At 57.1% G+C, this 15,068-nt stretch carries 14 protein-coding genes; 3 read left to right on the top strand and 11 right to left on the bottom strand.

The features are described 5' to 3' along the window. Positions 1-65: 65 nt before the first annotated feature. From NZ823_13490 to NZ823_13455, 8 genes are all read right to left on the bottom strand, one after another. Positions 66-1,304 carry an MFS transporter gene (locus NZ823_13490; GenBank protein ID MCS6806138.1) on the bottom strand — a complete coding sequence of 413 codons (1,239 nt, stop codon included), beginning with the start codon at positions 1,302-1,304 and terminating at the stop codon, positions 66-68. Next, the gene (locus tag NZ823_13485; protein ID MCS6806137.1) at positions 1,258-2,115 is read right to left on the bottom strand and encodes an SDR family oxidoreductase; all 858 of its coding nucleotides are present in this window, start codon (positions 2,113-2,115) and stop codon (positions 1,258-1,260) included. The genes NZ823_13490 and NZ823_13485 overlap by 47 nt, the downstream gene beginning before the upstream one ends. Then, on the bottom strand, positions 2,112-3,203 hold the full coding sequence (locus NZ823_13480; GenBank protein ID MCS6806136.1) for a hypothetical protein: 1,092 nt from the start codon (positions 3,201-3,203) through the stop codon (positions 2,112-2,114). Before NZ823_13480 ends, NZ823_13485 begins: the two co-directional genes overlap by 4 nt. A gap of 127 nt (positions 3,204-3,330) precedes the next feature. Then, positions 3,331-3,624, bottom strand: coding sequence for a YciI-like protein (locus tag NZ823_13475; protein ID MCS6806135.1), 294 nt, complete (start codon positions 3,622-3,624; stop codon positions 3,331-3,333). Positions 3,625-3,951: 327 nt separating this feature from the next. Beyond that, a complete protein-coding gene (locus NZ823_13470) occupies positions 3,952-5,094 on the bottom strand; it encodes a saccharopine dehydrogenase NADP-binding domain-containing protein (GenBank protein ID MCS6806134.1) in 1,143 nt (380 codons plus the stop codon). Between the two features lie 113 nt (positions 5,095-5,207). After that, entirely contained in the window at positions 5,208-5,984 is a 777-nt protein-coding gene (locus NZ823_13465; GenBank protein ID MCS6806133.1) for an SDR family oxidoreductase, read from the bottom strand. Between the two features lie 186 nt (positions 5,985-6,170). Continuing rightward, entirely contained in the window at positions 6,171-6,956 is a 786-nt protein-coding gene (locus NZ823_13460; GenBank protein MCS6806132.1) for a glucose 1-dehydrogenase, read from the bottom strand. A gap of 38 nt (positions 6,957-6,994) precedes the next feature. Further along, positions 6,995-7,807 carry an amidase gene (locus tag NZ823_13455; GenBank protein ID MCS6806131.1) on the bottom strand — a complete coding sequence of 271 codons (813 nt, stop codon included), beginning with the start codon at positions 7,805-7,807 and terminating at the stop codon, positions 6,995-6,997. A 251-nt stretch (positions 7,808-8,058) separates the two neighbouring features. Here NZ823_13455 and NZ823_13450 point away from each other — a divergent pair, with 251 nt between their 5' ends. Next, the gene (locus NZ823_13450) at positions 8,059-8,487 is read left to right on the top strand and encodes a DUF393 domain-containing protein (GenBank protein ID MCS6806130.1); all 429 of its coding nucleotides are present in this window, start codon (positions 8,059-8,061) and stop codon (positions 8,485-8,487) included. A 6-nt stretch (positions 8,488-8,493) separates the two neighbouring features. Here the strand turns inward: NZ823_13450 and NZ823_13445 are convergent, their stop codons facing one another. Continuing rightward, positions 8,494-9,066, bottom strand: a complete 573-nt coding sequence (locus tag NZ823_13445; protein MCS6806129.1) for a DUF4126 domain-containing protein — start codon at positions 9,064-9,066, stop codon at positions 8,494-8,496. A gap of 251 nt (positions 9,067-9,317) precedes the next feature. Between NZ823_13445 and NZ823_13440 the strand changes: the two genes are divergently transcribed. After that, on the top strand, positions 9,318-10,271 hold the full coding sequence (locus tag NZ823_13440) for a deoxyhypusine synthase family protein (GenBank protein MCS6806128.1): 954 nt from the start codon (positions 9,318-9,320) through the stop codon (positions 10,269-10,271). Between the two features lie 148 nt (positions 10,272-10,419). Beyond that, the gene (locus NZ823_13435; GenBank protein ID MCS6806127.1) at positions 10,420-11,493 is read left to right on the top strand and encodes a PA0069 family radical SAM protein; all 1,074 of its coding nucleotides are present in this window, start codon (positions 10,420-10,422) and stop codon (positions 11,491-11,493) included. A gap of 129 nt (positions 11,494-11,622) precedes the next feature. On the opposite strand, the gene NZ823_13430 is transcribed toward NZ823_13435, so the two are convergent. Continuing rightward, the gene (locus NZ823_13430; protein MCS6806126.1) at positions 11,623-12,855 is read right to left on the bottom strand and encodes an ATP-grasp domain-containing protein; all 1,233 of its coding nucleotides are present in this window, start codon (positions 12,853-12,855) and stop codon (positions 11,623-11,625) included. Between the two features lie 16 nt (positions 12,856-12,871). Continuing rightward, on the bottom strand, positions 12,872-15,068 hold a 2,197-nt coding region (locus NZ823_13425), incomplete at its 5' end, for a CHAT domain-containing protein (GenBank protein MCS6806125.1).

Here is a 15,068-nt window from a genome sequence, read left to right as displayed (position 1 = left end):
TTCACTGACAACCCATTCATGGAGGCTCAACCCAATGGGTCATCATTCAATCAATCATCCATTCATCATCTGGTCGTGTCAGGCTCAGTAAGAAATTGCCAGACGAACAAGGCAGCGGCTAATAGACAGCCGCCGGCGATCAGGAAATTGGCCCGCAACCCGATGTGCGCAGCCAGATAACCACCGGCCGCCGGGCCAGCCACGTTGGCCAAGATCGTCATGCTCGACGCGATGCCCATAATGCCGCTGCGGCGGGTTAGCTCCGAATGTCTGCTGACGTAGGAATACAGCATCGGCAACGTGCCACCGATGCAAAATCCTTGTACGGCGCGAAAGACGATGAGTTGATAGGCATCGGTGGCCAATCCCTGCGCTATGCATGACAGGGCCGCGCCGGTTATAGCCAACGCGAGATTCGTTCTGTACCCCTGCGCATCCGCCCGCTTGCCCCACCATGGAGACGAAACCACCATGAACACACCAGCGACTGAGAAAATCACGCCGGCTGCGGTGGCGATATATTCCTTGTTCGGCTCCAACAACTCGACATAGAGCGCGAAAATCGGCTGCACCATGAGCAATGCCATCTGACAAATCAAGATCAAACTCAGCGCCAGCCTGATGGATCGCGAGCGGAATGCGTACCCATAATTGCTCAAAAGCGCCGACCACGTCTCTCGTTCTCGAGTGTTCACCGGTTCATCCTCAACCAACGCGACAACGAGCAAGCCGGCCAGCGCGCAGAGTATTGCCACGATGAAAAACGTCCAGCGATACCCGACGGCATCGGCCAATGGGCCGCCGATCACAGGGCCAATGACGGCGCCGCTGGCCGTCGCTGTTTGTAACACGCCCAGCGCATACCCGGCGCGTTCCTCCGGCGTATTGGCCGAAACGAGCGCCAGCGCCGCCGGAATGAAGCCGCTGATGGCTCCTTGCAGCATGCGCAGCAGCAATAGCATCTGCACATTTTGTGACAATCCGATCAGTACCTGCGAAATGGCCAAGCCAACGATGGCACGCACAAGCATCAGCTTACGACCATAGCGATCGCCGAGATTACCCCAAATCGGTGTGAGGAAAAACGAAAAGAAGAACGGCCCCGAGAAGACCCAGCCACTCCATCGAATGACATCGGCTTCGGTTGTCACGCCCAGCTCCCGCACGAAAAACGCCAGAAATGGCACAACCATGTTCATGCCGATCATGGCGATGAACTGGGCGAGCCAGATGACATACAAATTCCTACGCCAAGGCTCAAGGTTTTTTGTGAGGACAGGCCGATTCAACTGAACGATCTTCATGACGGAGCCGCGCTTGACGAGTCCGAGCGCGACGCTCAAAGAGCGGAACCAGGATGGATTGTGTGGCTGGGAACAGATTGACAAACTTGGAGAGCCACCCGCGATGTCGCGGCAGCGTCACCTCCAGCGGCTTGCGGTGTAGCACGTCATCGAGGATCACGCGAGCTATATCCTCCACCGCGAGCGGACGCGGCGACGAAAACGTGAGCACCGCCTCGTCATAATTTCTCTGTAGATCAAACATGGGCGTTTGCACGGCATCAGGACAGACGACGGTGACAAAGACGCCGTACGGGCGAAGCTCGTAGGCTGAGGCGAGCGAAAACGCTCGCACGGCATATTTGGTCGCGCTATACAGCGCCAGTCCGGGCACGGGCACCAACGCGGCCATCGAGGCGAAGTTGATGATATGACCATGCTGTTGCTGCACCATGTGCCGCGCGGCCACCTGCGTGCCGAACACCACGCCCTTGGCATTGACGTCGAAATGCCGATGAACTTCTTCTAAATTTGTTTCGTGAATCCAACCCGGCTTGAGGTAGCCGGCGATATTCATCAGCACATCCACGCTGCCAAAGGTTGAGATCGCCTGTTGGAAGAGTGCTTCCCATGCTGATGCCTGGCGCACATCAAGCTGGCGTAACAGCACACGTGCATCCGACCAGCCACGCATCCCGGCGTATGCTTCTAGCGCCTCCAGATTGATGTCCGTGGCCAATACGTTCTCGCCGCGCGCAACGAGCACATCGGCTAAATGCCGGCCGATGCCGCTAGCGCAGCCGGTGAGCAGAAATGTTCTGGCTTGTTTCATGGGCGCTCACTCAGATGTGGCGTGCCAAATTGCAACGGACCGAATGTGAAGCTCGGCTCAATGCCAGGAAACATCCAGTAGGGCGTCAGCTCGGATGATGGCACGAAGTTATAAAACTCCGGCTGGCGCGGCGACGCTCCGGCGATGTCGCGCTCTTGAATCATCGAGATGTACTGATCGAGGCCGCGCTCCAGCGTGTTGCCGTTCAGTACGACCTCCATGCCGGTATCGCGCACGTACTGTCGCAGGCCGGGAATCTTTGAGTGCATCGGCGCGTAGGAGTCTGCGCTCACGCCGTTTTCACTGGTCACCATCAAGCCTTCATCGGTATGAACAACGATCGAATGATTGCCCTCGGTATGGCCTGGCGTGCGTATGAGCGCCACGCCTTTTCCAAGCATGACATCATTGTCAAGCAGAATCACCCTTTCCGACGGGATGCCGCTTGTGCCATCCGGACAATACCAATCAGCTTGTGGCGGCAGCAACGACTGAGCGGACTCCCACTCCTGCCGCGTCACCAGTAGTCGCGCCCGAGGAAAAACGCCAGGTTGATGCGGCGTGCCGAGCCAGCGACGCAGGTCTTGCGTGTGAAGGTGATCGTAGGTGATGTAGTCCACATCTTCCGGGCGAAGCCCTGTTTGCGCCAAGCAGGATTCGACTGTGCCCAGCTCCGGCGCAATCAGCGAGAGGAACGGCTGACCCAGCGGCCCGAACCGGTTCGCCATCCGTTTGAAGAACGGCGTCTCGCGATTGGCGTAAATATCTGACGGCGAGATGAGCAGCGTCTTGATGCCCACGTCACTCTTGAATTGCACGACGAACATGCGATTGAGAATGTGAACGTATGGCACCGGCACGGTGCACGCATCGCGCAACGCATAGCGCGTCGGATAGGGCACACGAATCAGATCAAACGAGCGATAATAAATGACCGGCTCGTCGGCCAACATCTCTTCACGGAATCGCTGGGCGCACGCGCGGACCGCTTTGAGTCGCTCGGCAGGCGCCAGATGCTGACGCGCGCCGTCGAAATGATGGATGGGACGCACAACAGGATCAGGAACAGGTGTGAGTGATGACATCATGATAGTTGGCTAGCATCGTGAATTTCTTAGAAAGTGCCATTATAAATCGGTCAAGCAACCACAGTAAACAGACGGCCACTGCCTGTGCGTCCTACTGGCAAACACTCAGGCAAACGATCATTGACGCTCACGGCACAGAGGCATGGCCGCCGATGACGACTGCCCAGGGATGAACCTCCCAGCGAACCACGACGCCATTCAACACATAGGGATCATGGCGCGCGAAGTCTTCAACGACAGATTGATCCGGAACACAAAACACAAGAAGCGCCCGTTCGGGAGGATCGCCTAGTGCGCCGCCCAGCAGCAGTTCACCACGTTGATGGGCGGCGCGTGCCAGCCGAAGATGTTCCTCACGAAACGGCATCCGACGTGTGACGTAGTCCTCCACTACGGTGTAGATCAATGCAAAGTAGCTCATGCTTGCTCCTCTGAAAATCATCTCCTCACGGAGACACTAAGAACACAAAGAGGCGGCCAAATGAACCTCTCCGCGCTCTCCGTGTCTCCGTGTGAGCCCTTTCATTGTGCGTGGCGTGGTTCACTCGTGAGCGATTCCCCTGAAACTCATCTCCTCACGGAGACGCCAAGAACACAAAGTCCGGCCAACTGAGCCTCTCCGTGTTCTCCGTGTCTCCGTGTGAGTTCTTTTCATTGTGTGTGGCATGCGTAAGCTCATGGGCGATTTCCAGGGCAAAGGCAATTGAAGATCGCTTTAGACTCCTCACTGACCAGTCTCCGGTTCTCCTCATATCACTCGCTCGTTGACTTGAATGTTACGTTTGGCAAGTTCCTCAACGAAGATGGCCGGCGGAATGCAACGTTCCTGCGGGACCGCGCCTCTACGAGTGGTCTGGCCACGCGCCATCATCTGCGCCACGATTGATGCCGGAAACGCTGTTGTGCGCATCATCGCGCTCAAGCCGGTCGCTTCGTCAAATCGGTCGGCGATCTCATATCGCAATGTGCGTGCTTGGCCAGCCAATGTGCCGCGAAATTCAATACGCACGAGCACTAGATCAGGCTCATCCGCCGGCAAGCGTCGCAGCAACATCTGACCCAGCACGTGACGAGGCTTGACACGGACGCCGTCAATTTCGATCTCCTCGTTGCTGGCCAGTCCCAGATCAACGAGCAGTTTGAATTTCTCGCAATGGCCCGGATAGCGAATCGTCTTGTAATCGAGTTCCTGAACACGACCCAAAAAACTCTCCGGCAACGTCGAAGTGCCGCCCGATGTTTGAAACGCTTCCAATCGTCCGAACGGAGCAAACTCCAAGGATTCGAGTTCGGTCAATGACTCAACTTCGAGGATTCGGCCATGACGAATCACGCGGGCTGGCTCGACATATTCATTGATCAATCCTTCGACAGAAAAAACGATCTGGTAATCAAGCGGTGGCTTGGGATGTTGAGGCAGCCCACCGACGCGAATGTGGATGGCTTCGAGTTGCTCAAACCGCGCCGCGCCGTGAGCCACCAACACTGAGACCATGCCCGGCGCCAGCCCACAATCAGGAATGATATTGATCCCGGCAGCGCGCGCTTCGGCATCCAGCGCCAGTTCTGAAGCAACGACTGCGTTATTGCCGCCAAGATCGCAGAAATGAACGCCGGCTTCAATCGCCGCGCGCGCCAATCCAAGATTGAAGTGGTAGACGACACAACTGATCACCGCATCGTGACGCCGCATCAACTGGACGACACGCTGATGATCGGTCACGTCAATCTGCACGGCAGTGACTTTGCCAGCGCCGATTCGCTCAGCAACCGCACGCGCCGCTTCAAGATTGATGTCAGCCACGGTCACCGCTTCCACGTCAGGGCTGTCCCCAAGATCATACGCAGCGCCAAAACCCATCCGACCAGCGCCGAGAATAAGAATGTTCATCTGTGAACTCCTCAGAAAAAGTGGCACAGGCATTCCTGCCGGTGGCGTTGTTCACCGTTTCTCTCGCGTCGTCCGGACGACATGAACAACTTCTCCTTCACTTTCTCACCCATTCAGTACGGTGTGTCTCCGCCATCGCAATTGATCGCCTGACCACGAATAACCGTGGCATGTTCCGAGAGCAAAAATGCGACGACACGACCAACCTCAATCGGTTGAACGTGACGATCCATTTGATGTGGCTTCATCGTTTTCACCAACTCATGCGGATCGCCCCCGAACCGATTCGTCAACCAGGTGGCCACTTCGAACAACATCGGTGTATCCACACCGCCGGGACACACGGCATTGACATTGATTCGATACTGCGCCCATTCGTTGGCGAGCGAACGCGTGATACTGATGACCGCTGCCTTCGTCGCGTTATAAGCGGCCATATTCGGATAACCGACTTTGCCAGCATTGGAAGCGACGTTGACAATGGCTCCGCCGGTGCCCTGCGCGATCATTTGCCGCGCCGCCAATTGACAACAAGAAAACAGGCCATGCACGTTCACATCAAACTGCCGATGCCAATCGTGAGCTGTGATGTCAAGCGCGCTATCCATCTTGATGATGCCTGCGTTGTTGACCAGGCCGTCGAGCTGCCCAAAGAACTCGACCGTTTTGGCAATCGCTTGACGGCATGATTCTCCATCGGTCACATCGGCGAGTAACGGCAATGCGCGCCGACCAGTTTGTTGGACAAGCGCGGCTGTTTCCTGCACAGACGCCAGCCGCACGTCAACCAGCGATAAGTCTGCGCCGGCTTCGGCCACCGCTTGTGCAATGCCTCGTCCGATGCCTTGACCAGCGCCCGTCACTAAAACAACTTTCCCTTTCAACAACATCTTCATCTCCGAAAATCACTATGGATAGAGAACGATCAACACGGATGATCAAACTTATCCGTGTTCATCCGCGTTCATCTGTGGCGAGATTTTCATGGCTTCCTTCGCTGAGAATAAAGTGCAGGCGGGAACGCCTGTAGTCTGCTCTCATCATTTCTCCCGCGTTGCCCCGGACGACACGATCTCTCAAAAAATCTGCTTCGTCATGACGCCGCCATCCACGCGCAGATTTGCGCCCGTGATCCACCGCGCGCCGGGTGAGGCCAGAAAGAGACACGCATCGGCGACGTCTTCAGGCATCCCCAGCCGCGCCAGCGGCGCAGCGCGTTTCCAACGCTGCACGCCATCAGGCCATGCCTGCTCGATGCCCTCGCGCCAAATCAATCCTGGCGACACGGCATTGACGCGGATGCCATGCGGCCCAAGCTCATAGGCTGCGGCCTCGGTATACATCAACACGCCGGCTTTGGCGGCATTATAGTGACTATGCATTGGCGCGGCGTTCTCTCCTTCGATTGACGCGATGTTGACAATGACGCCGCCGGTTCCCTGGGCGATCATTTGCCGCGCTGCCGCTTGCGTGCATAGGAATACGCTCCGCAGATTCGCGTTTATGACGGCGTCCCATTCCGCTTCGGTCATCTGCACAAGCGGCGAGAGTGGATAGATGCCCGCATTGTTGACCAACACATCAAGCCGCCCCAGCGCAGTGACTGCCTGCCGGATGAGCCGCTCCACGTCAGCTTGCTGAGTAACGTCAGCTTGAATGGCGACGGCGCGGCCGCCTGCCGAAACGATCTCATCAACGACTGCGCGCGCTTGGATGGCGCTCGCGCGATAGTTGACAACAACAGCCGCTCCAGCTTGCGCAAATCGCCGGGCAATGCCAGCGCCGATGCCGGCGCCAGCGCCCGTCACCAAAACCACCTGATGAGAAAAATCCAAAAGCTTGTGCGGATGTGGAATCTCCATGTCGTACCTCACCTCGCATGGTTTTATTTGGCTCCAACTCACTCAAGCACGCGTTCCAGAAATCGTCCGCTGACCCAGTGCGACTGGGTTGGATCAACCCGACACCATTTATTTTTCTCCTCGTAGACGTTCACCAGGATGCCTTTGGTCAAGACCTTGACTCGCGGGCTTGAGGCGGTAGGCTCACTACGCACGTTGAGCGCTTCTGCCGTGACACGCGCCGTATACAACGCTTCTTCCAGCCCGATGGGTTCCACTTCCAATGAGCGGATCGCCCGCTGAATCAGCGGGTAGAAATTTGCTTCCGCATGGGCGACTTTGTTGCCGCCGAAGAAGGCCGTCCCCGGACACGACTTCGTCACGCCGGCGCCATTTTTGCGCTCACCTGAATTCAAATCGAACCAGTGATGATAAACAATCGTGTCAGCATTCGGTCGCAAGCGGAATTTCTTGCACAGGAGCGCATTCAACTTGATGATGGCGGCGCGGTGTGCTGGAGTCATCGCGTCTTTGTTCTTGTCGAAATTGCCCAGATTCTCAATGCAGAGAGCGCCGGTGTTCGCCCCTTTGATGCCGGCAGGTATCTTTTCAAACGAGCGACAAACCGCAATGGTGCCATCAGGAAATGTGGTCAGATTCTGTGCAATCTCGGCAAAACCGCGCTCCAGATGAGCGTTTTCCATGCCTCTGAGCAACGCAAAATGATTCGTTCCGTTGAAGTGTTTGTAAGCCGGCGTCCATGTATGATGATTCTGAATCAGGGTAATCACGCGACTGATCGAAGCGGCATTCAACCATTCACTAAACTCGGCTAGATCAAATAGCGTGAATTTGCCTTGCGTTTGCGGCATCGTCTCACCTCCCCTTAAATTGAGTCATCGCATCACCGGCAGCTTTTGGTTTAATCAAAGCGTCAATCGCCGCTGCCCTCAATGATGGATTTCTCAACGCAACAGCCTACGAGGCCGAGGGTCGGTTGTCAACGAATCGCCGTCGTGGGGACGCTTGTGAAAGCCGCGCTCACTTGGCGCAAGTGACCGCGCTTCGTCCCTCCTTGACGGACCTCTCATGCGGCTTCTATGGTTACCAACGAGCAACGCAGATGAGGAACTCAACAGATCACCAAACCACAGAAACAATTTTCTATGATGGCCACTGTGGGCTGTGTCAACGGTGGGTGCGCTTTGTGCTGCTCCGCGACCGCACGGGTCAGATGTTCCGGTTTGCGCCGTTGCACGGCGAGCGTTTTCATGCAGCAGTGCCGGAACATCAACGAGCCGGATTGCCTGACAGCGTCGTTGTGCTTGCGGTCGGTGGTTCCCTGTTGGTGCGATCAGAGGCTGTGCTCCACATCTTGCGGCGGCTGGGCGGAGTTTGGGCATGTATTGCTGCAATGGCGAGACTGCTGCCTCGACGTTGGCGAGACTGGCTCTATGACCGCGTCGTGAACCTGCGGCATCGCCTGTTCCCGCCAACAACCGACGCATGCCCGCCAATCCCATCACACATGCGGGAACGATTCGACCTGTGAACGACTTCAGGTAACATGGCGCCGTCCGAATAGCAACCGTCTGGAAGCGCGAAATATGAAGAAGCAAAGTCCTATGACCAGCAACAGGCAAACCAACGGAATAATAATCGCCAATACGGCAGTGGTGATTGAACCAACGAGCTCCAGTGTGGCGAACACCGGATTGCCAATCCCTCCAGTCAATGCCGCCGATTTGACACGAGCCAAAACAGTCGCGCCTTGAACCAGCCCGGCGACGCTGCCACCCCCGATGAGCGCCACACCCCACTTGACCAACGGCGGTAGCTCGGTCAACACCGACGCGCTGGCAATTACACCGGCCACGACAGCCGTCGGCGTGGCCATTGTATCCAGCAGGTGATCAAACCAGGCAATGTAATACGCAAGCACTTCCAAAGCTGTCGCTGTTGCGAATGCGATCAAGGCGGGCATCGTCCCAATCCACTCGAAGCCTGCGGCCAGCGGCACGTGCCCCTGCATCGAAGCCACACTCAACACGAGCAGCGGCACAAACACGCGAAACCCGCAGGCCGCGCTCAGTCCTAACCCAATCGCGATGCTGACCCACGTTTCTAACATAAACATACTCTCCGACGCGCCCTCTCATCCTTGGCGATTCGTAACGAATCGTCAGAGCCGAGAGTATACGAGCGACATGCAGACTTTTCTACACGCAGCTTCATAAATAGGTCAGCCTTTCGAAAAGCGCAAAAATGCCTGCCCGATGCGCCACTTCCCAGATTGAGGAGACCAACTCGATCAATCGGACCATGCCAACCTCTCGGCCACGCTTGTTTGCTCAATAACCGAGAAACTATACTTGGCGCTCAATGACCAGTATCTACGACGATCAACCGATTGATCTTGACCCGATTCAAACCTATCCGCTGGCCTCGCGTCCGAGCAAAGTCACGACGGCGCAATTCGCCCGCGCTTACCAACCCGGCGCATCCGTCAGATCGTTTCTGGACAGCCTGCCGGACATCCTCGCGGCGCGTGACCTGCGCGCCATTGCGCAGGCGGTCGTGAAGGCGCGAGAGCACAGCAAACCGGTCATTGTCGGGCTTGGCGGTCATGTCATCAAATGTGGACTGGCGCCGGTGCTGATTGACCTGATGCAGCGCGGCGTTGTCACCGCGCTGGCCATGACGGGCGCAGGTGTCATTCACGATTTTGAGATCGCCTTGGCAGGCGCGACATCCGAAGATGTGGACGCCGTGTTACCATCCGGTCGGTTTGGCATGGCGGAAGAGACAGGCCGGCTTCTGAACGAGGCGATCATCGCCGGAGCGAACGACGGCATCGGGCTTGGCGAAGCCATTGGACGGGCGCTTCACCACCTCGAGCCGCCCTACAAGCATGCATCGGTTTTTCACGCCGCTTACGCAAAGCGAACTCCTATGACAGTTCACATAACAATTGGCGCCGACATCATTCACCTGCATCCGGCCGCGCGTGGCGAAGCGATTGGCGCAACCAGCCATCATGATTTTCGACTCTTCTGCTCGCTCGTGCGTGGAATGGACGGAGGCGGCGTGTATCTGAACCTCGGCTCAGCGGTGACGTTGCCGGAAGTCTTCCTCAAAGCCGTGACCGTCGTTCGGAACTTGGGCACACCGCTAGAAAACATCACGACAGCTAACTTCGATTTCCTCCAGCACTATCGCCCGCTGACTAATGTTGTTCGCCGGCCGGTTGCTGATGTTGGACGTGGTTATGCCATCACAGGCCACCATGAAATCATGATCCCGCTGCTGGCCGCCTGCATCATTGAATCCCTGTGACACGCCAGCAATCCCACATCAGCCTAGCGTAATCGCTCAAATTGCTCGCCGCCTGCCTCATTGAATCCCTGTGACACGCAGCGGCCAGAGCATCCAGAATTTCAGTGAACGGTTGTCAACTCGTGCTAGGCCGCCCTATGCTTACGCTATGCCATCGCTCAATAATCAACGTGGAGTTATTCTGGGTCGAGGAGCCAGCGGCAATCCGCCAAACCGGTTCGATAGGTTTTCGTTTGAGCCGGACCTCAATGTGTCTGACCCGGACGACCTTCCAGCGCCTTCCACACAGTTCTTCAAAGATACGAGCAGAACAATCATCGCTTACAATGACAGTCCCGATGTCGGCTTTGAAGCGAGCGTTAACCCCTATCGTGGTTGCGAGCACGGCTGCTCCTACTGTTACGCCCGTCCCACGCACGAATATCTGGGTTTCTCCGCAGGACTCGATTTCGAATCGAAGATCATGGTCAAAGAAGATGCGCCGGAACTGCTTCGGCGCGAATTATCGGCGCCCAGTTGGAAGCCGCAACCAATTGCGATGAGCGGTGTCACTGATTGTTATCAACCCGTGGAGCGTCACTTGCAACTGACGCGGCGCTGCCTGGAAGTGCTCGTCGCGTTTCGCAACCCGGTCGCCATCATCACCAAAAATTATTTGGTCACGCGTGACGCAGATTTACTGAGCGAATTAGCGCGTTATCGCGCAGCCGCTGTCTACATATCCTTGACAACGCTCGATGCCCGTCTCACACGGCTCATGGAGCCACGAGCCTCCAGCCCGAAACGACGGCTGGCGGCAATTGAAACGTTGACAAGGGCAGGTGTGCCGGTGGGCGTGATGGTCGCGCCGATTATTCCCGGCTTGACCGACCATGAGATTCCATCAGTTCTTGCCGCCGCCGCCAACGCCGGCGCACGATTCGCCGGCTATACGATTGTGCGATTGCCGCTGGCTGTCGCGCCGTTGTTTGAACAGTGGCTTGAACAACACTTCCCGCGACGAAAGCAGAAGGTGCTCAATCATCTCCGCTCGATGAAAGGTGGCCGGCTGAACGACCCGCGGTTTGGTCATCGGATGCGCGGTGAAGGCCCGTATGCTGACATGATTAGGAATTTGTTTAGCGCAGCTTGTCGAAAGGCTGGGATTGCGGGTGACAGTCCGGAGCTTTCCGTCGCCGCATTCCGCAAGCCGTCTGATGGACAGTTGGCATTGTTCGAGTAAACGCGCAATTGCCGCCCACGTCTTTCATCATGCCCGATCGGCAATGATCAGCTCGGTTTTCCGTCGGTGATCCTTTGTCTTGCTGTCGGCAGCTATCAAAGATGCTCGTCCACAACCACGACAACCACCCTATGTGATCACAAATTCCAATCGGCGGTGCGCCTCGCGCAGCGCAGTCTCGACCAGTTCGGGACGGTCGGCGCGCGCGAAGATGAATCCTAAATAGCGCGAGCCTTCCGGCAACGGAACCATCTGCTGCCCGATGTGAGCGGTGATCGTGATGTTTTCAATATGGGGAACCTCTTGCGCCGCTTCAATGCCACGAACGTCCTTCAACAAGCCAGCGCGTGGAACAGGAATCATCATCACACCGGCGGCTCGATCCTCGCGCTCCAACGATTCGAGCTCAACGCCGAGCGCGTGCTTCAGGATCAAATCTTCGAGTGAAAGGCCCGTGCCAAATCGCAGCGTCCGCGAACACAATCCGCCAATCGAGCGCGCGGCCATTTCAATGATCCACGGGCCTTGGTCATTCCACCGCAATTCAGCATGAATCGGCCCTTCACGCAACCCAAGCGCACTGGCCGCCCGCCAGGCGCACGCGACGATCTCTGACTGAACCGGCGCGGGCAATCGCGATGGCGTCACGTAAATCGTCTCCTCGAAGTACGGCCCTTCGAGCGGATCAGGTTTATCAAACAACGCCAGCACACGCAACTGGCCACGCAACAATAACCCTTCCAGCGCAACCTCCACACCAGGGACATACGACTCAACGAGCAATTGCCGCGCTGCCGGCCCGCCTTTGGCAATCACCTCAGGCTCACGCAAAATGGCTTCGATACGTCGAAAAGCGGTGATGAATTCCTGCTCGTTGTTTGCGCGAATGACGCCACGACTGGCGGCTAAAAACGTCGGCTTCAACACGCACGGATACTCCACCTGCTTGGCCATCTCCTCCGGTTCCGCATCAAGTGAAAACAATGTGAAGCGGGGCGAGGGGACACCGGCGCGATCGAGCAGCTCGTGCAACCGATGTTTGTTTCGCGCTGCTTCAACCGACTCGATTGAATTATGAGGCAGGCCCAACGCCGCCGAAATCTGCGCGGCCACAATCGCCGTTTCATCATCTACACCAACAACGGCGTTGATAGGATATTGTTTGGAAAATGTCCTGACCTGCTCAGCCGCTTCCTCAGGATCAAGAAAATTGAGCGTCAACAATCCAGCCGCATGCTTGCCTTCCAACGCGCTCGCCTCTTCCGATGCTACGACGACATCCACGTTGAGGCGAAGCGCCGCCTCCAGAAAATCCGTAGCGCGATAGGTTTTTGTTGGCAACAACAGCAGGAGGCGAGGCATAAGTCCCGTTTCAATGTCAGATGGAAGATTTCGATTGCCCAGACCGGGGCTTGCTCAGGAAGATGCCCAGCATGGCTAGCACTACAGCCATCAAAATGCCGCTCCCGATCACCACCCGTTCGGCCAACAAGGAGACATGTATCACTGTCTGACCATCACCGATGAGCGCCCAACGAGCCCAATACCTCGGATCGCGGTACGAGGGCATCTGCGCCAGTTGCCGTTTGGCCAACCGCAAGGCCTCGGCGGCGCTTTGTCCAGCGCGTAGGTGTTGATAGAACGCCTGCATCAGGAGACCAACTGAAGCATCAGGCGCGTCCCACAGGCTGGCAATCAGCGACGACGGCCCGACATACAAAAAGCTCCTGCTCAATCCCAACCAGCCGCTTCCAGAGACCTGCTGACCAAACTGCGGATGACAATGACTGAGCGTCAGCAAGCCAGCGCCAATCGGTTGCTCTACGATGTGCGCCAGCGAAACCCACGGCTCAGGCCGCTCGCCGTCGGCCCATACCAATCGCATGCGAGATTGTCGTGGCTCACGCTCATCCCATACGCAGGGAACGGCCAAATGCATCAGCCGATAGCGATTCAGCTCAGCGCGCGCCAGTGGCGCATCCTCAGCTCGACGGCGCAAGCGAATATCAGCATAACGAGCGCCGAGCGCCTCGGCAATGACACGCGCTTCGCTTTCCAGATCAACCAGCACCGACTCTGCACGCGCTTTTTCGGTCAACCCGCCGGGCGACCACGTCATATCGCCGTAGACTAACAATAATCGGTCTGCTGATGGATTGTGCCGTCGCGCTCGAAGCCGTTGCCAAACGTCTGCCGACGGTGCATAGGAAATTGTGTATGACTCCAGCATATATTTTGGACTGGCTTGAGCGGCTGGCGACGCAGCAGCGTCTTGCGCCAACGCGTCAAACGGCAAATAACAAAGCCACCCATCGGGCATGATGACAAGTTGTTTTTTGTTCTTCAGCAATGCTTCGGCCGGCCGGATCAACATATCATAAAGTTGCCGACTCGACGCCATCAGCGGCGCTGACTCAGCCGCCGGTTCGCGATCAGGGTTGGTGAGCAATCGCCAATGCGATTCAACACTCTGGTTGATGACATCAGCCGGCGGCAGCGGATAAACGGTCAGCGAGTTGCTCGTCATGACGAAGAGGTGCGACTGCCGCTGCTCCAGCAGATAGCTGAGCAAAATCGTATCAGAATGAGACAACGCTTGCTGAATCGTTTTGATGCTGGGCGCCGCTGGATACCGCAACTCGGCATAGCGAGGCTGCACGACGCGAATGTCAGCCTTGAAGATATCGAAGTCGGCTTGGGCTTGTTCCCACTGCTGCCGTCGCGTTTGGCGCTCAACGTCGGTCAGCGCCGGATCGCGCAAGGCCAGCCGGACATCATAGAGGCGTTGGATCAACCGATGCTCGCGTTCGAGCTTGAGCGGATCAACGCCGCCCAGACCACGATGATCCAATCCGAGAAACAGCTCAGCGAAGCGCCGCGCGCGGGCCTGCTCGGTCAGCAGAAACGCCTTTTCAATGTCGGCAGGGCTCGGATTCGAGCGCAACAGAAAATCAGCATAGTGACGCAACGCTGCGTCTTGGCTGGAGGGCACAGCTCGCTCGAAAGGATCTTGCGTCGCTTCGATGGGCACTCTCTCGATGAGCTGAACTGCTGACTCATAGGCCGAGCGAGCCGCCTCCGACTGCCCCCGCTCATCGTAAATCGAAGCCAATCGCGTATGCATCTTCCAGGCCAGCGCCGGCGCCTGCACATCCATCGCCAAACTGAGCGCCTGTTGATAGAAATCCAGCGCCGAGTCAAGCTGTCGCGCCTCGCGCGCCAGATCGCCCAGCATGCCCAGTGTGTAGCCTTCACCGAGTTGATCGCCTACCTGACGATGAGCAAACAGCGCCTGTGTAGCCACGTCCAACGCTTGCTGCGCATCACCCAATTCGTTATATGTCCACGCCAGCCGGTCCAACACCTCAGCCATCTGGTCACTATCGTTGCGTTGTTGAGCCAGCGTATGAGCCTGCTGATAGGATTGCAGCGCCTGATCGGTTTGTCCCGCGTTAAGATGAAAGTCGCCTAGTTGAACGAGCACGCTGACCTCTTCGCGCAGTAACTTATTTTCGCGATAGAACGAGAGCGCCGCGCGATAGGACTCCAGCGCTTCGGCTGGTCGCCCGGCTACT

The organism is Blastocatellia bacterium (genome assembly GCA_025054955.1).
In the GTDB taxonomy this organism is placed as follows: domain Bacteria; phylum Acidobacteriota; class Blastocatellia; order HR10; family J050; genus JANWZE01.
Note: the sequence above shows the minus strand (reverse complement) of the source record. Positions and strands in the feature narration are given on the sequence as shown.

Bases quoted from the DNA above. Each gene is read 5' to 3' on its own strand.
- NZ823_13490 (MCS6806138.1), bottom strand. From the start codon at position 1,304: ATGAAGATCGTTCAGTTGAATCGGCCTGTCCTCACAAAAAACCTTGAG.
- NZ823_13485 (MCS6806137.1), bottom strand. From the start codon at position 2,115: ATGAAACAAGCCAGAACATTTCTGCTCACCGGCTGCGCTAGCGGCATC.
- NZ823_13480 (MCS6806136.1), bottom strand. From the start codon at position 3,203: ATGATGTCATCACTCACACCTGTTCCTGATCCTGTTGTGCGTCCCATC.
- NZ823_13475 (MCS6806135.1), bottom strand. From the start codon at position 3,624: ATGAGCTACTTTGCATTGATCTACACCGTAGTGGAGGACTACGTCACA.
- NZ823_13470 (MCS6806134.1), bottom strand. From the start codon at position 5,094: ATGAACATTCTTATTCTCGGCGCTGGTCGGATGGGTTTTGGCGCTGCG.
- NZ823_13465 (MCS6806133.1), bottom strand. From the start codon at position 5,984: ATGTTGTTGAAAGGGAAAGTTGTTTTAGTGACGGGCGCTGGTCAAGGC.
- NZ823_13460 (MCS6806132.1), bottom strand. From the start codon at position 6,956: ATGGAGATTCCACATCCGCACAAGCTTTTGGATTTTTCTCATCAGGTG.
- NZ823_13455 (MCS6806131.1), bottom strand. From the start codon at position 7,807: ATGCCGCAAACGCAAGGCAAATTCACGCTATTTGATCTAGCCGAGTTT.
- NZ823_13450 (MCS6806130.1), top strand. From the start codon at position 8,059: ATGAGGAACTCAACAGATCACCAAACCACAGAAACAATTTTCTATGAT.
- NZ823_13445 (MCS6806129.1), bottom strand. From the start codon at position 9,066: ATGTTAGAAACGTGGGTCAGCATCGCGATTGGGTTAGGACTGAGCGCG.
- NZ823_13440 (MCS6806128.1), top strand. From the start codon at position 9,318: ATGACCAGTATCTACGACGATCAACCGATTGATCTTGACCCGATTCAA.
- NZ823_13435 (MCS6806127.1), top strand. From the start codon at position 10,420: ATGCCATCGCTCAATAATCAACGTGGAGTTATTCTGGGTCGAGGAGCC.
- NZ823_13430 (MCS6806126.1), bottom strand. From the start codon at position 12,855: ATGCCTCGCCTCCTGCTGTTGTTGCCAACAAAAACCTATCGCGCTACG.